General features: G+C 65.0%; 18 protein-coding genes and 1 tRNA gene. 11 read left to right on the forward strand and 8 right to left on the reverse strand.

The features are described 5' to 3' along the window. The first annotated feature begins 85 nt into the window (after nt 1-85). From BN3906_RS08875 to BN3906_RS08910, 9 genes are all read left to right on the forward strand, one after another. Complete coding sequence (locus BN3906_RS08875; RefSeq protein ID WP_066587325.1) at nt 86-1,435, forward strand: MFS transporter; 1,350 nt, start codon at nt 86-88, stop codon at nt 1,433-1,435. Between the two features lie 29 nt (nt 1,436-1,464). Further along, on the forward strand, nt 1,465-2,271 hold the full coding sequence (locus tag BN3906_RS08880) for an SDR family NAD(P)-dependent oxidoreductase (protein ID WP_066589622.1): 807 nt from the start codon (nt 1,465-1,467) through the stop codon (nt 2,269-2,271). Nucleotides 2,272-2,318: 47 nt separating this feature from the next. Beyond that, the gene (locus BN3906_RS08885; protein WP_187119925.1) at nt 2,319-3,110 is read left to right on the forward strand and encodes an SDR family NAD(P)-dependent oxidoreductase; all 792 of its coding nucleotides are present in this window, start codon (nt 2,319-2,321) and stop codon (nt 3,108-3,110) included. 273 nt (nt 3,111-3,383) lie between these two features. Further along, entirely contained in the window at nt 3,384-4,316 is a 933-nt protein-coding gene (locus BN3906_RS08890) for a TauD/TfdA dioxygenase family protein (RefSeq protein ID WP_066587328.1), read from the forward strand. 128 nt (nt 4,317-4,444) lie between these two features. Further along, a tRNA-Ala gene (locus tag BN3906_RS08895) sits at nt 4,445-4,517 on the forward strand. 763 nt (nt 4,518-5,280) lie between these two features. Continuing rightward, nucleotides 5,281-5,571, forward strand: a complete 291-nt coding sequence (locus tag BN3906_RS08900; protein WP_227871321.1) for an LGFP repeat-containing protein — start codon at nt 5,281-5,283, stop codon at nt 5,569-5,571. 64 nt (nt 5,572-5,635) lie between these two features. Next, entirely contained in the window at nt 5,636-6,088 is a 453-nt protein-coding gene (locus tag BN3906_RS14510; protein WP_147592893.1) for a hypothetical protein, read from the forward strand. 93 nt (nt 6,089-6,181) lie between these two features. Further along, nucleotides 6,182-7,021, forward strand: a complete 840-nt coding sequence (locus BN3906_RS08905) for a hypothetical protein (RefSeq protein WP_147592895.1) — start codon at nt 6,182-6,184, stop codon at nt 7,019-7,021. Between the two features lie 202 nt (nt 7,022-7,223). Further along, complete coding sequence (locus BN3906_RS08910) at nt 7,224-8,006, forward strand: glucose 1-dehydrogenase (protein WP_066587361.1); 783 nt, start codon at nt 7,224-7,226, stop codon at nt 8,004-8,006. Nucleotides 8,007-8,041: 35 nt separating this feature from the next. On the opposite strand, the gene BN3906_RS08915 is transcribed toward BN3906_RS08910, so the two are convergent. Together BN3906_RS08915 and BN3906_RS08920 are read right to left on the reverse strand one after the other, a co-directional pair. After that, a complete protein-coding gene (locus tag BN3906_RS08915) occupies nt 8,042-8,770 on the reverse strand; it encodes a type 1 glutamine amidotransferase domain-containing protein (RefSeq protein ID WP_130840324.1) in 729 nt (242 codons plus the stop codon). Nucleotides 8,771-8,945: 175 nt separating this feature from the next. Then, nucleotides 8,946-9,533, reverse strand: a complete 588-nt coding sequence (locus tag BN3906_RS08920; protein WP_066587363.1) for a TetR/AcrR family transcriptional regulator — start codon at nt 9,531-9,533, stop codon at nt 8,946-8,948. Between the two features lie 64 nt (nt 9,534-9,597). Between BN3906_RS08920 and BN3906_RS08925 the strand changes: the two genes are divergently transcribed. Then, the gene (locus BN3906_RS08925; protein ID WP_066587365.1) at nt 9,598-10,851 is read left to right on the forward strand and encodes an NADH:flavin oxidoreductase/NADH oxidase family protein; all 1,254 of its coding nucleotides are present in this window, start codon (nt 9,598-9,600) and stop codon (nt 10,849-10,851) included. Here the strand turns inward: BN3906_RS08925 and BN3906_RS08930 are convergent. Then, complete coding sequence (locus BN3906_RS08930; protein ID WP_078057318.1) at nt 10,796-11,527, reverse strand: cysteine hydrolase family protein; 732 nt, start codon at nt 11,525-11,527, stop codon at nt 10,796-10,798. The two genes, BN3906_RS08925 and BN3906_RS08930, sit on opposite strands and share 56 nt — an antisense overlap. 310 nt (nt 11,528-11,837) lie before the next feature. Here BN3906_RS08930 and BN3906_RS08935 point away from each other — a divergent pair, with 310 nt between their 5' ends. Beyond that, nucleotides 11,838-12,947 carry an ABC transporter ATP-binding protein gene (locus BN3906_RS08935; protein WP_066587367.1) on the forward strand — a complete coding sequence of 370 codons (1,110 nt, stop codon included), beginning with the start codon at nt 11,838-11,840 and terminating at the stop codon, nt 12,945-12,947. A 141-nt stretch (nt 12,948-13,088) separates the two neighbouring features. Here the strand turns inward: BN3906_RS08935 and BN3906_RS08940 are convergent, their stop codons facing one another. The 5 genes from BN3906_RS08940 to BN3906_RS08960 form a co-directional block, all read right to left on the reverse strand. Further along, the gene (locus BN3906_RS08940; RefSeq protein WP_066587368.1) at nt 13,089-14,372 is read right to left on the reverse strand and encodes an alkaline phosphatase family protein; all 1,284 of its coding nucleotides are present in this window, start codon (nt 14,370-14,372) and stop codon (nt 13,089-13,091) included. Further along, complete coding sequence (locus BN3906_RS08945; protein ID WP_066587369.1) at nt 14,369-15,757, reverse strand: ABC transporter substrate-binding protein; 1,389 nt, start codon at nt 15,755-15,757, stop codon at nt 14,369-14,371. Before BN3906_RS08945 ends, BN3906_RS08940 begins: the two co-directional genes overlap by 4 nt. Nucleotides 15,758-15,865: 108 nt before the next feature. Then, nucleotides 15,866-16,804, reverse strand: coding sequence for a carbohydrate ABC transporter permease (locus tag BN3906_RS08950; RefSeq protein WP_066587372.1), 939 nt, complete (start codon nt 16,802-16,804; stop codon nt 15,866-15,868). A 2-nt stretch (nt 16,805-16,806) separates the two neighbouring features. Continuing rightward, complete coding sequence (locus BN3906_RS08955) at nt 16,807-17,754, reverse strand: carbohydrate ABC transporter permease (RefSeq protein ID WP_066587374.1); 948 nt, start codon at nt 17,752-17,754, stop codon at nt 16,807-16,809. A 283-nt stretch (nt 17,755-18,037) separates the two neighbouring features. Next, nucleotides 18,038-20,293: an ABC1 kinase family protein gene (locus BN3906_RS08960; RefSeq protein ID WP_078057477.1), complete on the reverse strand. Its 2,256-nt coding sequence runs from the start codon at nt 20,291-20,293 to the stop codon at nt 18,038-18,040. Nucleotides 20,294-20,313: the final 20 nt, after the last annotated feature.

Here is a 20,313-nt window from a genome sequence, read left to right on the forward strand (position 1 = left end):
CCGCCCCGCCCCACCTACTCCCTGCTTTGCCCTGCTTTTCTCCCTCCCCGTTCAATGAAATGCACATCTGAGAGGCACACGTGTCATGAGCACGACAGTCACACCCAAACCAGAGGGGATCGACCTCACCTCCGGTGAGTTCCCCAGAATCCCCGTCGCAGAGGCGCGGCGCGGCGCCACCCTGGCCTTCTTCGCCTGGACCCTCGCCGTGTACGACTTCATCCTGTTCGGCACCCTGCTGCCGCGCATCAAAGAGAGCTTCGGCTGGTCCGAAACCACGGCCCTGCTCGCCAACACCCTCGTCTCCGTGGGCGTGTTCATCGTGGTCATCCTGGTCGGAATGTTCGTCGACCGTCTCGGACGGCGCCGCGGAATGATGGTGACGGTCGGTGGTGCGGCGGTCTCCTCGTTCCTCACCGGCATCTCCACGGGCATGGCGTCCCTCGTCGGATTCAGGTCCCTGTCCGGATTCGGAATGGCCGAACAGTCCGTCAACGCCACGTACCTCAACGAGGTACTGGCACTGACTGACTCGGACAAGGTCCGCAGGCACCGCGGGTTCATCTACAGCTTCGTGCAGACCGGCTGGCCCATCGGAGCTCTGCTCGCCGCCGCATTCATCGCAGTCGTCAATGCGGTGCTCGGTGAAGGCGAATGGCGGTGGGCCTTCGTGATCGCCACGGTTCCCGCCCTGTTCGTCCTGCTGCTGCGGAAAGGGATCAACGAGACTCCCCAGTACCGGTTGCACCAGTACCTTGACCGTCTGGTCAAGGAGGGTCGTGGGGATGAGGCCCGGGTCATCGCCGACCGGTTCGGACTCACCCTGAAGAGCAGCAGTCCCTTCCGCGAGATCTTCAGCGGAAAGAACCGTCGCAACACGATCGTGCTGTCACTGGCCTGGATCGCGAACTACTTCGGAATCTCGACCACCTCTGTCCTGGGAACCACGATGCTTGAAGGGGTCAAAGGGGTCTCGCCGAGTTACTCCCTGTTCATCGTGATCGTCTCCAACCTTGTCGCTGCCGCCGGCTATGTCTTCCACGGCTGGTTCGGTGACCGGATCGGGCGCAAGAAGGTGGTGATCATGGGCTGGATCATGGCGTCGGTGTTCTGGGCGGCGTTCGTCCTGGGCCCGGGCAACCTGGCCTTCACCCTGATCACCTACATGGGCACGCTGTTCTTCCTGCTCGGCCCGTACGCCGCAATCCTCTTCTACCAGGCAGAGTGCTTCGAGTCGCACGTCCGGGGCACGGGGTCGAGTTTCATCGCGGCCATGGGTCAGCCGGGTACCGTCATCGCTTCGGCAATCCTCACCGGTCTCGTGGCGTCCGGAATCGGGTTGGGATCCGCGGCCCTGTGGGTCGGTGCCGGAGGGATGCTCGTGTCCGGTCTGCTGATGTTCGGCGCGAAGCACGTCGAGACGGTGAAGCACTGATGGAAGGCGACAGCATGAGGTCCACCGGCATGAAGTCCACCGGAAGGGCAGGAAGACCTGCCGTGTACAGCGAGTTCGAGGGGCAGACGGCGGTGATCACCGGTGCCGCCAGCGGTATCGGACAGTCTCTGGCGGAACTGCTCGCCGAGCAGGGAGCCAATATCGTCATCCCGTGGTTCCGGGGAGACCCGCACGATCCGCAGGAGACGGTGTCCCTGGTGGAGGACGCCGGGGGCGAGGCCCTTGTCGTTCCGACCGATGTTTCACGTACGTCCGAGGTAGTCGCCCTGTTCGACGCTGCGGAGAAGAGGTTCGGCACGGTGCGGTCGGTTGTCGCTGCGGCCGGCATCCTGCGGAACCGGCCCCTGACCGAGATGACCGACGACGACTGGGACGACATGCTGCAGGTCGACCTCCACGGGGTCATGCGAACACTTCGTGAAGGAATTCGGCGGATGGACGACGGTGGATCACTGGTGGCGATCTCGTCCATCGCCGGGGGAGTCTACGGATGGGCCGACCATGCGCACTATGCGACGAGCAAGGCGGGCGTCCTCGGCCTGGTCCGTTCCGCCGCGGTGGAGCAGGCACGTCGGGGTATCCGGGTCAATGCCGTCATTCCGGGCCTCATCGAGTCTCCGCAGTCGTCCGACCCGGTCAATTCGTTGGGGCCGGACGGTCTCCGGGCGGCGGGTGAGTTCATACCGTGGGGCAGGGTCGGCACCACCGGAGAAACTGCGCGGGTGATCCGGTTCCTGTTGAGTGACGAGGCCCGGTACGTCACCGGTCAGCAGTTCATCGTCGACGGGGGCCTCACCGTCGCGATGCGGGAATGATGCGGGAATGATGCGGGAACTGCGTCCCGGAACGACCGGGAGCTCAAATGACCGAAACCTCAGATGAACTGGACAAGGAGAATTCTGTGAGTGTGTTCGAAGATCTTCAGGGCAGGTCGGTGCTCGTTGTCGGCGGGGCGAGCGGAATCGGCAGAGCCGTTGCCGCTGCCTTCGCTGAACTGGGAAGCACTGTCACTGTCGCAGACATCGATGTCGCCGGCCTGGACCGAACCAGGAACGAACTGGTGGGAACGGTGCACACGGTGCGTCTCGATGTCCGGGACGAGGAATCGGTGAAGGACGCCGTAGACGCCGCGGCTGACAACGGCGGAGGAATCCTCGACATCGCCGTCAATTCGCAGGGGATCCTCACCCAGTCGCCCTTCCCGGAGATGTCCCTGGACATGTGGAGGGAGACGATCGACATTGACCTGACCGGCGTCTTTCTTCTGATGAGGGAGGAGTCCCGGCTCATGCGCCAGCGAGGTGCGGGACGGATCATCAATGTCGCCTCGCAGCTTGCGGTGAAGGGCGGGGTGGAGGTCGCCCATTATGCTGCGGCGAAAGCGGGGGTTGTGGCACTGACGAAGTCGGCGGCGCTGGAACTGGCCGGTGACGGCATCCTGGCCAACTGTGTCGCGCCGGGTCCGGTCGTGACGCCGTTGACGGATGCCATGACCGAGGAGTGGAAGTCGGCGAAGGAGGGCGAACTGCCGCTGGGACGTTTCGGGGTCCCCGGGGAGATCGCCCCGTCGGTTCTGCTGCTGGCGTCCTCCCCGTCGGGCGATCTGTACACGGGCCAGACTCTCCACCCCAATTCAGGTGATGTGATGGTGTGACGCTCCGGTCGTGAGCCCGCTCTTCTTCGGTTCACGGTGAGGGAAATGGTTGGGGAGTGTCCGGGGTGACCGTACTGTCGGCGAACAGACAGAGCTGTCTATAGTGGAACTGGAGTCGGCGGTTCTCCGCGCGGATGCTCGGAGCAGCTGGACGGCGATGATTCCCCTGCTTGTCCGCAGTTTCTGTCCCCGACAGTCGGCAAATACATCAGTAGGGATTCCCAATCATCTTATCTGCTGATTATCACAATACCACCGAAAGCGGAGTTCACCATGACCAGCACCCTCACCCGAACACCCACCGTCATCCGGCAGGGCCGAAACATCGGCGCGGTCATTGAAGGCATCGACCTCTCAGCAGACATCAGCGACAGGGAGGTGGAGTTCATTCGGACCGCACTGGCCACATACAAGGCCGTCGGATTCCGGGGACAGTTCCTGGACGACGACAGCCAGTACGCCTTCGCGTCCCGGATAGGGACACCCACACTGGCACACCCCACCGTACATTCCACGGGGCTTGACAGGCTCGTCGTCGAGGGAGCTGCGAACTCCTGGCACACGGACGTCTCGTTCGTTGACCGGGTGCCCAAGATCAGCATCCTGCGTGCGGTCACCCGGCCCAGCTACGGGGGATCCACGATCTTCGCGAACACCGTCGCCGCGTACAACGCGCTGCCTGAGGCGCTGCGTGTACTGGCGGACAACCTCTGGGCCGTCCACTCCAACGACTACGACTACGCCTCCAGCCTCGACAGCAACCGGGACAACACCGAATACCGGAGGGAGTTCACCCGGGTGCCTTTCGAGACCGAACACCCGGTGGTCCATGTCCATCCGGAGACCGGCGAAAGATCGCTGCTGCTCGGGCACTTCGTCAACGGCTTCGTGGGGCTGCGACCGAGCGAGTTCCATGACCTGTTCGCCATCTACCAGGACCGCATCACCCGTCCGGACAATGTTTTCAGGTGGGAGTGGCAGGACGGAGACGTGGTCCTGTGGGACAACCACGCGACCCAGCATTACGGCGTCCACGACTTCGGCGATGAGCGGCGGGAACTTCACCGTGTGACCCTCGCGGGTTCTGTACCGACCTCAGTGACGGGGCAACGTTCGCGGATCATCACCGGGGACGCCGGAGACTATTCCGTCATAGACACTCCCCGGCCGCTGGTGGACTACCGGGGGGACGCCTCGGTCATCTGACCCCCGGCCAGACGGGGACCGGACGGTACTGCCTCGTCGCGGCGACGTCCCGTACCGACTATGAGTTCCGCCGGTGGTAGGTGTATGCTCTCTCGGTGTCGTCTTCGGTGAAGACCGGAGCTGACGACGGGGCTATAGCTCAGTTGGTAGAGCGTTGCGTTCGCAATGCAAAGGTCTGGGGTTCGATTCCCCATAGCTCCACAACGTGCAGTCCACGAACTGCAAGCACCGGAGGTCAGAAACCCGAAAGGGTTGATGATCTCCGGTTTTTCGTGCTCCGGGGAAGCGGATGTGCGAGAACTGACAGTAGAGGGGTTGCGGGGCAAAGTGCCCTTCGTGGGTGACAGGGGCGCGGAGGCCCTGGAGTCCCAGGAGGTTTGCCGACGGTGGGGGGGTGGTTCTGCCAACCCGGCATACCTGGCACACGGAGCACGTGAATCCGACTTCCGGCAATTCACCGTCTTCTGAAAGTATGTGGCACAGACCTATATGCAGCAGCACCTCTGATCCCACAGGTCGATGGTGACCGTTGGGAGGGGCTAGGAGGCAGCGGGTGCAGAACTGAACGCCGCGACCGCGTAGCCCCGATTCTGGCTGTGCCACTGGAGCCTCCTCCACCGCAGGATGCGGGGGTAACGCACAGCGTGCGCGTCAAGCACCATCATTCACAGCAGAAAGACTGTACATACACACTTTCACATTCCAAGCACCACAGAGCGCGGGGGTGCTTCTGCATGTCTTTGTCTCAGCCCACTCTACCGAAACAAAGTTTCCTCAGTTAACCTACCCGTCCATGACGCTTCTCCCTCACCGTCGGCACGTCTCCGGCGTTCGCACGGCATGACCGGACACACCCCTCGCAGACGTTTCACCGCCCTGCTGGGTCACCGCCACCGTCGCCACTGCCACTCCCACATCGACCGCTCAGGCCGATGTTCTCCACGGCTACCGGATCAAAGGGCGGATCGAGGAGACCTTCCACCGTCTCGGCGGATACGCGAAGTTCGGGGACGCAACAACCCCGGAATCCGATGCCGCACGCGGAGGCAAGTTCCAGGTGTTCGCCAAGGCCTCCTCGATCTACTGGCATCCCGACGTCTCCGGCGGGGTCGCCCGCCAGGTGGAGGGCCGTATCCGCGACAAGTGGCGCGATCTCGGGTGGGAGAACTCCCGCCTGAAGTACCCCACCACCGATGAGATCATCACACCCGACGGTAAGGGACGGTTCAACCATGATGATCGGCCAGGCACTTAAAGAATGCTGGATCGCGAAGCACCCGAACCAGATTGAAACGACAAACCTAGGAGCCGCGTAAGACATGGATTTCGTCGAAAGTCCGCCGGTCGACATTGAACTAAGTCACGACGCCGAATACTACAAAGACATCATAAATGAATACAGATTCAATCCGCCAAAAAACGTGCCGGGACTTGAAAGTATTTTCGATGCGCACACAAGCGTTGAAGGTACGATGTTAATCGACGGCAGCTATCGGAGTGTCTTTATCAATCTGACCCACGGCGTGTCTAATTCATTCTCTACGGACGTCAATGATAGTGATACCATCTACGGTGTTCCGCTGAACAAAAAGCCGGCGAAAGTAAACAAGAAACTTCGGAAAATGGGACACAAAACGTTCAAGGGTCTTCACGATATAGCACTCCTTGACGAGAGAATTGTTCTTGTCTTCAATGAGTTTCATGCAAATGATATTGTCTGGTACGACAAGGATACTATATCGGCGGAGGAAGTTAGACGTTTTGTCTCTTAATCATCACCGACACCCTTCATTCATGAAATATGAACCGTCGGCGAAGTTATTTATATTGCACTCAATACGAAGTTTGCCTTATAGGAAAGAAATATGATGCACTTTTTTGCCCGTCCGAGTATTGCCCTTACCTCGATCGCCGCTTGCGTGGTGGGCCTCACCGCCTGCAGCAGTGACGCTGCTGATGAGGTGGTCTCGAACCCCGACCAGGCCAGTGCAGTGACCAGTCTGGACGCTGGGCAGCCCGCCTCCAGGGCATTGTCTGATCTCATCGTCGACGGTTCACTGACCCCGGAGGGTTTCGAATACATTCCGCCCACTGCCTCCGGTGAGCCCAGTATGGCGGAACTGATCAAGGAACTCTCCGACGACCCTGAGGGTTCGTCTGATGACCTCCCGGGGCTGATCGGTGGGCAGTCCATCGCCGAGATGACAACCACCACGCCCACCCAGTGCACCGGAGTGGCCATGGACTCACTGTCCGTCATTGACTGGATGATGTTACCCACCGACACCCACGCCACCGCCGGTTACGGCAACCTCGCCGATGAGGATGACGCCATCATGATCACCTTGACCAGCGATCCCGTCGATCCGGCCCACTATCCCGCGGAACTGTCCGAGTGTGCTGAGTTCACCCGCACCATGGACGAGTCCGGAACCGTGGCCGCCAGTGCCTTCACTGCGGTGCCCTCGCAGGTGAGTATGGACAACGCGGAGGTCCTCGTCAGCGCCGATGTCACTCTTACCGGTGCGACCTTGAATGATCAGCCTGTCGAGGGTGAAGGTGTCGGCACCACCATCACCGTGGTCACTGCCACCACCGGTGGGATCACTTTCACCGTGGTGGCACCGCAGACCGCGGACGCCGGGCTGATCACGAGTATTGCTGCAGCTCAGGCTGACCGCATCAACAACGCTCCTGCCGCCTAGCCTGCCACGCGCCCGTCTGCAGACCGGCCACGGGGTGGATGCCCCGGCAGTGTGGTGAACGCCTGACGGGCGGCTCTATGGGGGGTCGTACGGCAGGTTGACCCCGGTGAGCTCCGGCACGCAGAATGGGTTCTGCGACCGCATCCGCGGCGTGACCAGTTGCTGTCACCCGAGCGTGCAGCAGAACCCGAGGAAAACTACAGTGGCTGATTCTCTGCAGGACAAAGTCGTCATCGTCACCGGCGCAGCCGGTGGACAGGGCGCGGCGGAAGCGAAACTTCTCGTCGAACGGGGCGCCTCTGTGGTGCTGACCGACTTCAACGCCGAACTCGGGGAGAAGACTACTGCAGACCTGGGCGAGCGGGCCGTGTTCGTCAGACAGGACGTCACGAGCGAAGAAGACTGGAAGCGTGTCATTGAGACCACCGTCAGCACGTTCGGACATGTCGACGCTCTCGTCAACAACGCCGGGATCCTGATCATGGAGCCGCTGGAGTCCTCCACCGTCGGCACGCTCGACAAGCTGCTCGCCGTCAACGTGCGCAGCGTGTACCTCGGAATGATGGCCGTCATCCCCGAACTGAAGAAGAACGGTGGAGGGTCCATCGTGAACATCTCCTCGCTGGCCGGCATGAACGGGCAGGCGAACGCTGTCGCCTACTCCGGCTCCAAGTGGGCTGTGCGTGGGATGTCGAAGTCGGCGGCCCTGGAGCTCGGCCAGTTCGGGATCCGGGTCAACTCCGTCCACCCGGGTGCGATAGCCACACCGATGACAGAAGCCTCCCTGGGAGCCGCGGCGGACGCCCCCTTCCCTCTCGCCGCGCTGAACCGTGTCGGTCGTCCCGAGGACATTGCTCCGGCGGTCGCCTTCCTCATTTCGGACGAGTCGAGCTACATTTCCGGAGCCGAGCTCGTGATCGACGGTGCCAGTGCTGTCTCACAGTCGGCGCAGTTCACCGAGATGATGTCGAACGCAGCCCGGTAGCGCACCTCGCACGGCCCTGCAGTCCAGGTCAACGGTCAACGTCCGTACCGTCCGGCTGTGCCGTCCCTGAGATCGGTGACCAGGGTCTCGGCCAGCCGCTTCGACGACTGAGGATTCTGGCCGCTGTACAGGTTGCCGTCCCTGACGACGTGGGGAAGGAAAGGGATCAGGGCCCTGTCGTAGTCGACACCGATGTCCCTGAGCATGTCCTCGAGCAGCCAGGGGGCCTTCCTCGCGAAGCGGTTGACGAGTTCCTCCCGGTTGGACAGTCCCGTGACACGGCGGGCGGCGAACGGCGTGACCCCGTCGTCACCGACGGTGGCGAGGAGCGCAGCCGGGGCGTGACACAGCAGGGCCAGCGGGCGTCCCGAGAGGAGCCGCCTGTTGAGGAGCTGTCCGAAGGCCGGGTCATAGGCGAGATCCTCCATCGGCCCGTGGCCGCCCGGGCAGAAGACCAGTCCGTGGTCCTCCTCGTCGACGGTGTGGAGGTCCGCCGGATTCTCCAGGACCGGTGAGAGTTCGTCGAGCCGGGACCGGAACTGACGGGCGGTGCGGGGGAGGACGCCACCCGTCAGCCCCAGACTCAGTTCGTCGACCACGGGTTTCCTCCCTCCGGGTGTGGCGACGGTGACCGTGAATCCTGCCCGGGTGAAGATCCCGTACGGGACGAGGAACTCCTCGGCCCAGAATCCGGTCGGGTGCTGCGTGCCGTCGGTGAGCGTCCAGTGGCGGGCCGCGGTCACGGCCATGAGTACGGTGTTCACGGTCAGATCCTCCTGGGCATCCTGAAGTCGGTGGCCCCCTTGGCGGGGGAGAGCTGTGCCGGTCCTACCCGGAAGACCGGGGGTTCCGCTGCGACCGGGCGTCCGGGCCGAGCGTAGAGACCGAAGTGGACGGCGTCAACATATCGTTGACGTGGCGCCGCGGCCGGAGCCGGACTCAGCGCCCGTCCGGGGGGACCACCGCAGCGAAGACGGCGTGTACCCGCTCGGCGACCTCGCCGGGGGACCCGACGGGGAGTTTTCCGTCGGAGTACAGGCAGGCCAGGCCGTGCGCCGTCGCCCACAGTCCGGTCGCCAGGTCCGCGAGTTCCTGCTCCGTGAGGTCCGGGTAGACCGCCGACAGTGACTGCGCCAGGGCGTCATGAATCCTTCCGGAGGCCCGGACCCGTTCGTCACTGCTCCGGTCACAGCCGGTGCCGAACATCAGCCTGAACATGCGGGGGCGCCGGAGTGCGAACTCCACGTAGCGCACCGCGAAGTCCGGCAGGTCGCCTGCACTGCGCGGCAGCTCACGGTCGGAGAGGAGATCGTCTCCGAGATCCCTGAATCCCACTGCGGCGACGGCCGACTCCAGGTGGCTCCGGTCCGGGAAGTGCCGGTAGGGGGCCGCCTGGGACACCCCGGTCTCCCGGGCGACCGCTCTCAGGGAGAAGGCTTCGCCGCGCTCCAGCATGGCCACGGCGGTTTCGACCAGGGCCTGGCGGAGGCTGCCGTGGTGGTAGCCGTCGCCCTTCGGGGTTGACATCGTTAACATACCTCCATATGGTGATGTTGTCACCGTACACATCTTGCTGAGCACCCGGGAAATCATGTCACACGACCTCTTCGCACCACTGACCCTGCCCTGCGGCCGGACCCTGCCCAACCGCATCGCCAAAGCCGCCATGGAGGAGAACATGGCGGCCACCGGCCAGCTGCCGGGCGATGATCTGCTGAAGCTCTACCGCACCTGGTCCGCCGGCGGCGCGGGCCTGCTGATCACCGGAAACGTCATGGTCCACGATGCAGCGTTGACCGGCCCGTCGGGGATCGTCCTCGACAGGCTCAGTCCGGTGCAGCCCTTCCGCGACTGGGCGAAAGCCGCCCACAGCGGAGGCTCTGTCGTCTGGATGCAGATCAACCACCCGGGGCGGCAGGTCCAGGCGGACATGCCCGGAGTCGCCTGGGGCCCCTCATCCAACCGGGTGGACACAGGACGCACCAGCGCGATGTTCGCCCGGGCGCAGGAGATGACGGAGCCACAGATCGAGGAGACCGTCCGACGCTTCGTGGACACCGCCGTACTCGCCCAGAACGCCGGATTCGACGGGGTGGAGGTCCACGCCGCCCACGGCTACCTGTTGTCCCAGTTCCTGTCCCCGCTGGTCAACACCAGGACCGACAGGTGGGGTGGGAGCCTGGAAAACCGCGCCCGGCTGCTGCTGGACACCGTCCGCCGCATCCGTGACGCCGTACGCACCGACTTCGCCGTGGCCGTGAAACTGAACTCCGCCGACTTCCAGCGCGGCGGTTTCGGACCCGGGGACGCACGCCGGGTCATCTCCTGGCTGGCACCCCTCGGTGTCGACCTGGTGGAACTGTCGGGAGGCAGCTACGAGAGTCCGGCGATGACCGGCGGAGCGGGAGCCCCCGACGACAGGCGCCCGGCCCGGACCGTCGCCAGGGAAGCCTACTTCCTGGAACTCGCCGGCCAACTTGTCGCAGACAGTCCACTTCCGCTGATGGTCACCGGGGGAGTGACCCGGAGATCCACGGCACTCCAGGTCATCGACAGCGGCGTGTCCGTGGTCGGGCTCGGCACCGCCCTGGCGGTCGACCCCGACCTGCCGATGAAGTGGAGGGCGGGGAAGGAGGCACCGGTGGACCTCGCCCCGGTGCGGATCAGGGACCGGACCGTGGCCTCGGCGGCCACCATGGCACGGGTACGCCACCAGCTGCGTCGCCTCGGTCGGGGCAGGTCCACGCAGCCGGGGTTCCCTGCGGCTGCCGCGCTGGGCGTGGACCAGGTCAGAGACTTCCTGGCCCTGCGCCGGTACCGTCGCTGGCTCCGGGACCGGACCTGACCTTTCCCTGCCCGTCCCCCGATGTGACCTCGGCGATGATGCTGGCGGAGTCGAGGAGAACGACCCCGATCCCCTCCAGGTCGGCCAGACGCTCCGGACTGGTCCCGGACACGGCGTCGACGGCGAGGACGGAGCGGAAGTCCCGCTCACTCGCGTCGAACAGTGTCGCCCGGGGACAGTTGGGGAGATTGCACCCGGCGACGACGACCGTGTCACAGCCGTGGCCCCGCAACCACTGTTCCAGGCCGGTCCGGTGGAAGGCACTCCAGCGCGGTTTGAACATCATGACCTCCCCGGGGCCGATATCCTGCATTCCGCCGGCCAGGAGCAGCTCCGGGTCCGGGTCGACGGGCCGTGGGAGCAGTCCGGCGGCCGGGCGGGACCCCGGCGAACCGGGGGCGACGATACGGCCACCCTGTTCAATCTCGGAGCGCCTCGGAAGATCAGTGTCGGATCCGCCGGGGACATAGAGCCGTACCACGTGGACGACGGGCAGACCCGCGCCACGGAAGGACGCCGCGAGCGCTGCGACCGTCGGCACGACGGCGCCGGTGCCCGGGACGGGGGACGCCCCGCCGTCGAGAAAGTCGTTCTGCAGGTCGACGGTCACCAGTGCCGAGGACCGCCACCGTGGCTCAGTAAAGCCGGTCGAGTCCCCGGGCGTGTCTTCCCGCATGCTGTCCTCCCTCTCTGCACGGGTGTCTCGGGAGGGTGGCGTCCTCCCGACTCCTGTCCGGACATCCTACAGGGGCCGGGGTCGGGTCGGGGCTGGTTCGGGGCCGGCCGAATCCGGACCGCACGAACGTGTCAATGCTGGTCGCAGCGGGCCCGTTCGGGAGATGAACCCGCTGTTCACCGCACCGACACCGTCCATGCACCAGGGTGGGATAGCGTCCGGCATGTGCCTGTCCGGTGAGCCGGCGGTGACCCCTTCTCCGCAGAGCCCCGGAGCACCCAGAACCTGTACCTCTAAGGAACGCAAACCTATGTCGACACTATCTCTTGACGCCGTGTCCTGCACCTACCCGGACGCCGCCCGACCGGCGCTCAACGACCTCAACATCACTGTCGGGGACGGTGAGTTCCTGGTGCTCGTCGGCCCCTCCGGATGCGGGAAGTCCACGACACTGCGCATTCTCGCCGGCCTCGAGGACGCCACCTCCGGAACCGTCCGCATCGACGGCCACGACGTCACCGACGTCTCCCCCCGGGAGCGGGACATCGCGATGGTCTTCCAGAACTATGCCCTCTACCCGCACATGACCGTCGCCGAGAACATGGAGTTCTCGCTGAAACTGTCGAAGATGTCGAAGGACGAGCGGCGCAGGAAAGTCCGCGATACCGCGGAACTCCTCGGTCTCGGTGACCTCCTCGACCGGAAGCCCAAGGCGCTCTCCGGAGGCCAGCGTCAGCGGGTGGCCATGGGAAGGGCCGTCGTCCGCGAACCGAAGGCCTTCCTCATGGACGAGCCGCTGTCCAACCTGGACGCCCGCCTTCGGGTGCAGATGAGGGCCGAGGTGTCGCGGCTGAGTCGCCAGCTCGGCGTGACGACCGTCTACGTCACCCATGACCAGACCGAGGCCATGACGATGGGCGACAGGGTCGCCGTCCTCCGGGACGGGAACCTGCAGCAGGTCGCCGCCCCCGGGGAACTGTACGACAGGCCGGCCAATGTCTTCGTCGCCGGATTCATCGGCTCTCCGGCAATGAGTTTCTTCACTGTCCCTGTCTCGTCCCCGGGTGTGCTGTTCCTCGGCCAGCTGGTACTGCCGCTGTCCGGGATGACACGGGCCGGTGAGGCCGTCCCGCCGCGCGTCACCGTGGGACTGCGGCCCGAGGACGTGACGGTGTGTTCGCAGGGGGAGCAGGCGGATCTGCAGCTGACCGTGACCGCTGTCGAGGTCCTCGGGTCGGACGCCTACATCTACGGGACCGTGAAACTGGACGCCGTCGCCGGACCGGAGAAACTCGTCGTCCGTGTGGACGGCCGCAGCCATCCGCAGGTGGGGGAGACAGTGCCGGTACGGATCGACAGCAGCCGCATACACCTGTTCGACGGTGACTCCGGGGTGAGGATCAACGGGGCGGTCAGCTGACCGGCACCACACACGGACCCTAGGGACGGACCCTGCGGACGGACCCTAGGGACGGACAATGCCCCGGCCCCTCGTCGGAGGGCCGGGGCATTGTCCGGCGGGTGGCTCCCGCCGGTCAGGCTCGTCAGTCAGGCTCTTCAGTCAGGCGAGGAGCTCGTCGAGAGCCGTTCCCCATGAGGTGGGAAGGTCAACGCCCAGCACCCGGGCGAAGGTGGGAGCTTCGTCGAGGACAGGACGGCGTCCGGCGTCCGCCCCGGGGATGAATGCGGGCCCCGTGGCGTAGAAGACAGGCTGGTTGCCCTGTCCCGGATTGTGCCCGTGGTTACCGAGGTTTCCCCCGAAGTCCGGGTCCCCGCGGCGGACGATGACGCGACGGTCGAGTGCCCCGCCGACGATCACGCCGGGGTGTGATTCGACGATCCAGGTGAAAGGTCCGTCGAGCCCGTAGAGTCGCCGGGCCTCTTCGGCGGTGAGGATCTCGCGGATGCGGTATTTCGGGTCGGAGACGAGCTCGTCGAGGACGTCCTCGATCTCCCGGAGACGCTGGGGGGACAGACCGTCGCGGACGAACAGCTGGCCTGACAGTCCCGCACTGTGCAGGTAGATGTCCCAGTCAACCAGCTCATTGTTCTCGTCGGTGGTCAGCAGTCCCCGTTCCCGGAAGAGGACGTTGAGGTTGGTGTGCTGGACGGTGGCGAGCTGTCCGTGGTCGGAGACCATCACGATGTTCGTCTCTTCGGCACGGCCGGAGTCGTCCAGGGCGCCGAGAATGACGCCGAGGCGGACATCGAGGATGTCGAGGGCCTCCCTGACGTGGGGACCGTCCGGGCCGTACCGGTGGCGCGCCGCATCCAGCTCCACCAGGTGGAGGAAGACCACTTCGGGGCTGTCCTCCCGGAAAATGTCGGCGGTGACCGCGGCGGCGAAGGGACCGTGGTTGGTCTTGCTGCCGTACTCGATGAGGTCACGGTGCCGGTCGTAGAGCTCCCAGCCCCGTTCGGAGGTGGCGGCACGGTAGGTCGCTTCGACGCCGCCGGTCCGGTCGAAGTTCCCGAGTTCGGGTACGACGATGTCGAACGGGGCGCCGGCAGTCACCGGCCAGTCCACGACGGCGACGCGGTAGCCGGCGGCTGCGGCGGCGTCGAGCACGGTCGGCACCTTGATGTAGGAGTAGTCCCAGAACCAGTCCGGGTGGTCGATGCCGGGCTGCATGAGGACGTTGTTGAAGATACCGGTCCGGGCGGGCGGGCAGCCGGTGATCTGGGCGGAGTGGACAGGGTAGGTGAGGGTGGGGAACACCGATTCGATCTGCGCCGTGGCGGCGTTGTCGATCAGCCGTGCGAAGTTCGGCAGTGTGCGCGCGTACTCGATGTCGACGTCCTCCATGGCGTCCACGGAAATGACTGTCAGCCGTGCCTTGTTCATGCGTTCACCTTCGCGATCGTGTCGATGTACTTGCCCATGCTCTCTTCCAGGGTGGCGGCCAGGGCCGTGACCTGGGCGGAGGGGTCGGCGTTGTCTCCGTAGACTGCCGCCATGCTCTTGTTGATCTCCTGGACAGGGCCTTCCCACCAGCTGACCGGATCCGCGGTCTGGGCGTTCCTGACCTGGTCGAAGGCGGTCTTGTAGTTCGGGTCCTCCTTGACCAGCTGCTTGACGATGGTGGTGTCCTGAGCGGCGGTGACGATGGGAAGGTACCCGGTGTCGCGGTGCCACTGGGCGGACTTCTCCGGCTGGGCGAGGAAGCGGAGCAGTTCGGCACAGGCGTCCTGGCGGTCCTGGGACTCGGCCTTGACGATGGACAGGCCGGATCCGCCGGTGGGTACCTTCGGGCCGGCGGTGTCCTTGCCGAGCATGAACGCTGTCCCGATGTTGAACTTCGCCGTCTTCTTCGCCCCGGTCAGGGACGCGGTCGATCCGTGGGCTGCAGCGGCGACCCCGGTGGTGAAGTCGGTCATCGCTTCACCGGCCATGTACCCGAACTTGTCCTTGTGGATGAAGTTTCTGGTCCAGTCGAGCCATTCGACAGCGGGGCCGTCGGCGACGGTGATCTTGTCGGCGGTGGAGAACTTCCCTCCCCAGGCCCACAGCTGGGACTGTCCGAACCACTGGTCCTCGGCGCCGAAGGCGAAGGCCTTCAGCGGGTTGCCCCCGACCTTGATCTTCAGGAGTTCCGGGGCCATCTCCGCGTACTCGTACCAGCTCTTCGGGCCGGTCTCCGGGAGACCGGCTTCGGCGAACCTGTCCTTGTTGTAGTAGAAGAGCGGGGTGGAACGGGCGAAAGGAACGGCGAAGGTCTCGTCGCCGGCTTTTCCCTCTCCGACGTAGTTCTGCAGGTAGACGTCGAGTGACCAGTTGGCGTCGAAGTAGCGGTCCAGCGGGACGAGGGCGTCGGCCTGCCAGAACTGGATCCACCGGTGTTCAGGGAAGCAGACCAGGTCGGGGACCTCGCGGGCCTGCAGCGCTGCGGTGAACTTCTGGTTCAGGTCGTTGTAGTTGCCCTGGGACTGGGCGACGGCGTAGATGTCGGTCTGGGACCGGTTGAACTCGTCGAACAGTGCCTGGAGCGCTTCGAAGTTCGTTCCGGTGAAGGGTGCCCAGAAAAGGATGGCGGTGCGGTCCTTGAATTCCTGGGGCACCTCCATCGCCGCCTGGCGGAAGCCGTCACGGGTCGCTGCGCCGCCGGTGGCGGGAGCGCTTCCGGAGCTTGAGACGTTCACACAGGCGCTGAGGCCCAGGGAGGCTGCTCCGACGCCGAAGAGGCCGAGCAGTGAACGGCGGCTGAGGATGGGGCCGCGGTAGTCAGACATGGGGGTAAAGGATCCTTCTCGGTGATAGTTGATTGCGGGTGGTACGTGTGGTCGGTGTCGGCGGGCCGAACGGGGGCGTCCGGCAGGTCCTGCCCTGATCGGCCCTGATCAGCCTTTGAGCGCTCCGGCGCTGATTCCGCCGATGATCTTCTTCTGGGCGAAGAAGAAAAGGAGGAGCATCGGGAGGGAGACGATGACGGCTCCCGCCATCACCGCGCCCCAGTTGGTGTAGCCCTCCTGGCTCTGCAGGAACTGGAGCCCGATCGGCAGCGTCCTCATGTCCACCGTGCTGGTGGCGATCAGTGGCCAGACGTAGCTGTTCCACTTGCCCATGAACACGATGAGCGCTGCCGTGACAGCCATGGGGACACAGATCGGCAGGATGACGGAGAACAGCTGGCGCAGATGACCGGCACCGTCGATACGGGCGGAGTCGAGGAGTTCCTTCGGGATCTGCCGCATCTGCTGGTAGAGCAGGAACATTGCGAATGCGGTGCCGATGTCCGGCACGATCAGGCCCTGGTAGGTGTTCAGCCAGCCGAGCTGGGAGATGGTGATGTAGTTGACGAGCAGGGTGACGTGCCCCGGCAGCATCATGGATCCGAGGATCAGGACGAACAGCGGTCCCTTGAAGGGGATACGCATGAACGCGAAGGCGTAGGCGGAGAACACCGCCAGCACCATCTCCAGGACGGTGCCGACCAGACTGGTGACGACCGAGTTGACGAAGAACCTTCCGAAAGGCGCAGTCCGCCAGGCCTCGACGAAGCCCTGCCACGTCGGTGACCCGGGGATCCAGTTGATCGGCCAGGAGTAGATGTCGGACTGCGACTTCACCGCCGAGCTGAACATCCAGTACAGCGGGACCGAGAAGGTGAGGGCGGTGACCACCAGGAGGATGTAGAGGGCGGTCCGGGACAGTACCGACCGGGCCCGGCGGCTCCGGGCGTTGCGCAGTTCACCGGGAAGGCCGCTTCCGGGGGTTCCGTCTCCGGGTGTGCCGGTGAGGTCACCGACCGGTGCGGTGACGGGGGTGGTGGTTGACATGGTTAATCCGCACTCCTTCTGGCGTAGCGCATCTGCAGGACGGTGACGACCATCAGGAAGACGAAGAGGACCATCGACTGCGCGGCGGAGCTGCCGATGTCGAAGTTGTGGAAGGCTTCCTCGTACACGGACCAGGTCAGGGTGGACGACGAGACCCCGGGGCCACCGGAGGTCAGGGTGGCGATGATGTCGAAGGCCTGCGCGCTGGAGATGATGCCGGTGCACACGAGGAAGAACGTCACCGGGCGGAGCAGGGGCAGGGTGACGTCGCGGAACAGTCGCCACCCGGAGGCTCCGTCGACGGACGCCGCCTCGTAGATTTCCCGGGGCAGGTCGAGTATCGCCGTGTAGTAGATGATCGCGACGAAGCCGACCTGCTGCCACGAGTAGGCGATGATGACGGCCCAGAGTGACCACTGTGAGGTCGAGGTCCACTGCGGGGAGTCGAGACCGACGAGGCCGAACAGCCACCGGCTCAGACCGTAGTTGGGGTCGAACATGAACAGCCACATGATGCCGACCACGGCCCCCGGGATCATGTGCGGTGCGAAGGTCAGGGTCCGTGCGAGACCCGAGAACTTCAGCCGGCGGGACAGGAGCATCCCGATGCCGAGACCTCCGACGAGAGTTCCGGCGACTGTGACGAAGGTGAAGACGACGGTGTTCCGCAGAACGGTCATGAACTCGGCGTCATGCAGGAGGTCGGCGTAGTTCTTCAGTCCCACCCACTGCATGGTCGGGCTGATCATGTCCCAGTCGACGAAGCTGAAGAATGCGTTGTACAGGGTGGGCCAGTACGAGAAGACGAGAATAATTCCGAGATTGGGCCCTATGAACAGCAGGAAAAGGAGCGACTCCTTCCATGAGTACTTTATTTTTCGTTTCCGGGGATGCGCGGGTTCTGCGTTCCCGGACTCCGGCGGTCTGTTTCTCGTGGAAACCAGTGACATCGTTGTACTGCTTTTCTCTCAGGTCAACGAGATTCGAGGTATCGGTCGTTAAGCGGTCTGGTGTCAGGAAATGCTGAACGAATGACGGCACACGAAAACGCGCACGTCAGTGCGTAGAACCACTGTGGTCGCACCCGTGCTCCGTCGTTCGGGCTACCACAACGATATTCTCCGCCGAATCGAATTGCAGTAGCCGACCGGGAAGATTCACCATGAGTTCATGACGGTTATTCCGGGGTGAATTCACATGGATCGGAAGTGTCTGAGAAGAGAATCCCCGGGGTCAGAACTCCTGCGGTCCCGTGCCCGTACCGGACCCCTGCCCGGACCCCTGCCCGGGACGGAAGAGCACCATCGCCACGGTCCGCAGGGACATGAGGAAACCGCAGAACAGCACCACGTACCCCATCGCAGCATGCCAGGTCAGCCTCTCGACGAGTACCGGTCCACCGTCGCCGAACGCGATGAGCATGACCCCGCCCAGCACACATGCCCCGGCGACCAGCGCCACGGTGACCTGCTGCAGCAGTCCGGTCAGGAAAGCCCTGTCACCGGGGTTCCGGAACAGTCTCATACTCACCGACAACCTCCCCTCCTGCAGGTCATCGGCGATACCCGAGACCCTGCGGGGCAGGTCGCGCAGCAGCGGGAGGGATTCCAGGAGCATCCCCTCCGCGGCGTCCTTCAACCCCCCGGGACGGAACTGCTCCCGTACGAGCCTGCTGCCTTCCGTACGCGCGGTGTCCACCAGCGGATAGTCGGGGTCCAGGACACGCAGTGTCCCCTCGAGCTCGGCGAGACTACGCAACGCCACCGCCACGGTCTCCGGCACGACCAGCCGGTAGTTGCTGAACATCCTGGTCAGCTGGGTGAACAGTGCGGTGCCCCCGCCACGACGGACGCCGCCACGGTACCTGGCCAGCAGTACCCCGACGGACCGCTGGAGGGCCCTGACGTCAAGGTCGTCGGGGCGGTCCATCAGTCCGAGCAGTGCATCGGTGAGGATCCGCGAGTCCCCGTGGTCGATGGCGGCGAAGACGGAGGCCAGCGCCGTACGGTCCCCGGCGTCCAGGTGTCCCACCGCGCCGAAGTCGAGCATCCCCAGCCCGGTCTCGCGCACGGTTGTCTCCTGCGTGGACGAGGACGCCTCAAGCGTCACCGGGCCGAGATGTCCGGACCGGTCCCGGGAGGAGCCTGACTGTACCGTCACGTCGTGCATGAGCAGGATGTTGCCCGGGTGGGGGTCAGCCTGGAACACCCCGTGGCCCATCATCTGCCGCAGGGACGACGCCATCAGCAGATCCCCGAGCCTCCTGCGGTCCTCCGCGGACATCGCCGCGAGTTCCCCGCCGGCCGATCCCAGCGGGGTGCCGGTCAGCTCGTCCATCACCAGCAGACGGCGGGACGAGTACCGGTCGTGGACCTCCGGCATCACCATCCCGGTCGCGGCGACAGGTTCCGCCATCTGCCGCATGTTCGACGCCTCCGTGCGGTAGTCCAGTTCCTCGGCCAGGGTCGCCGTGAAGGACGCCGCCAGCCGGTACAGGCCCATCTCCCGGGCCCACCGGGTCGACCGTTCCAGTCGGGCGCAGATCCGCATGACGATGTCGGAGTCCCTGGTCACCTCCTCGACCACGCCGGGACGCTGCACCTTCAGGACCACAGGGGTTCCGTCCCGGAGCCGGGCCCGGTGGACCTGGGCGACGGACGCCGCGGCCATCGGCTCGTGGTCGACCCCGGCGAAGACCTTCTCCGGGTCCTCGCCCAGGGCGTCCTCCAGGGCGTCCCTGATCACCGGCCACGGTGCGGGTGAGGCGGAGGTCTGCAGGCGCGCCAGTTCCCGGGTGAACTCCGGAGGCAGTGAGGCCTCCCGGGTGGACAGGTTCTGTCCCAGTTTGACGAAAGTCGTCCCGCACTCCTCCAGGGCCTCCCGGAATGAGCGGGCGAGTCGGGCGGTCCGGTCGGAGTGCCCGTCACCGGACCTCTCCCCGGACCTGCCACCGGGGAACAGGGACCGTCCGGAGGTCAGACCGTGCCTGACGAACACTGCGGCGACCTCCCGGTAGCGCCGGTTGCGTGCCCTGGCGTCCCTCAGACCGGACAACCGGGCCAGCGGACCGCCCCCCAGTCCCACGGAACCGGTGGGCACCACCAGCTCCAGCACGGTCAGAGCCGCCGCCCCGAACCCCAGCATCCACAGCAGGGCGATGCCCGCCAGAATCACGGCGGGGCCCGGGTCCACGGAATCGCCCCAGCTGCCGTCCCCGTCACCTCCACTGAAGAACTGACGTACCGCCAGGTAGACCAGCCCGCCGGTCGCCAGGGACACGGCCAGTGCCACCAGCAGTGACCGTGGCCGACCCACCGGCACGCCGAGGATCCTGCGCATCACGGTCGCCAGCAGCCAGGTCACCGCGGCGAGGGCCACCACACCGACGACGAGCAGAAGAGGCACCAGCAGCCAGGTGGCGACCGAGGCGGTACCGGTACCCGCGGCCGTCGCCGGGTACGGTGAAACTGTCGACACGTCAGTCAGCATGGTTCTCAGGCTACCGGCGT

The sequence above is a fragment of the Corynebacterium provencense genome (assembly GCA_900049755.1).
Lineage (GTDB): Bacteria > Actinomycetota > Actinomycetes > Mycobacteriales > Mycobacteriaceae > Corynebacterium > Corynebacterium neomassiliense.

Coding starts and splice junctions, on each gene's coding strand:
- BN3906_RS08960 (WP_078057477.1), bottom strand. CDS start 20,293: ATGCTGACTGACGTGTCGACAGTTTCACCGTACCCGGCGACGGCCGCG.
- BN3906_RS08885 (WP_187119925.1), top strand. CDS start 2,319: ATGACCGAAACCTCAGATGAACTGGACAAGGAGAATTCTGTGAGTGTG.
- BN3906_RS08935 (WP_066587367.1), top strand. CDS start 11,838: ATGTCGACACTATCTCTTGACGCCGTGTCCTGCACCTACCCGGACGCC.
- BN3906_RS08925 (WP_066587365.1), top strand. CDS start 9,598: ATGTCACACGACCTCTTCGCACCACTGACCCTGCCCTGCGGCCGGACC.
- BN3906_RS08945 (WP_066587369.1), bottom strand. CDS start 15,757: ATGTCTGACTACCGCGGCCCCATCCTCAGCCGCCGTTCACTGCTCGGC.
- BN3906_RS08930 (WP_078057318.1), bottom strand. CDS start 11,527: ATGCGGGAAGACACGCCCGGGGACTCGACCGGCTTTACTGAGCCACGG.
- BN3906_RS08955 (WP_066587374.1), bottom strand. CDS start 17,754: ATGTCACTGGTTTCCACGAGAAACAGACCGCCGGAGTCCGGGAACGCA.
- BN3906_RS08880 (WP_066589622.1), top strand. CDS start 1,465: ATGAAGTCCACCGGAAGGGCAGGAAGACCTGCCGTGTACAGCGAGTTC.
- BN3906_RS08920 (WP_066587363.1), bottom strand. CDS start 9,533: ATGTCAACCCCGAAGGGCGACGGCTACCACCACGGCAGCCTCCGCCAG.
- BN3906_RS08890 (WP_066587328.1), top strand. CDS start 3,384: ATGACCAGCACCCTCACCCGAACACCCACCGTCATCCGGCAGGGCCGA.
- BN3906_RS08905 (WP_147592895.1), top strand. CDS start 6,182: ATGATGCACTTTTTTGCCCGTCCGAGTATTGCCCTTACCTCGATCGCC.
- BN3906_RS08950 (WP_066587372.1), bottom strand. CDS start 16,804: ATGTCAACCACCACCCCCGTCACCGCACCGGTCGGTGACCTCACCGGC.
- BN3906_RS08940 (WP_066587368.1), bottom strand. CDS start 14,372: ATGAACAAGGCACGGCTGACAGTCATTTCCGTGGACGCCATGGAGGAC.
- BN3906_RS14510 (WP_147592893.1), top strand. CDS start 5,636: ATGGATTTCGTCGAAAGTCCGCCGGTCGACATTGAACTAAGTCACGAC.
- BN3906_RS08875 (WP_066587325.1), top strand. CDS start 86: ATGAGCACGACAGTCACACCCAAACCAGAGGGGATCGACCTCACCTCC.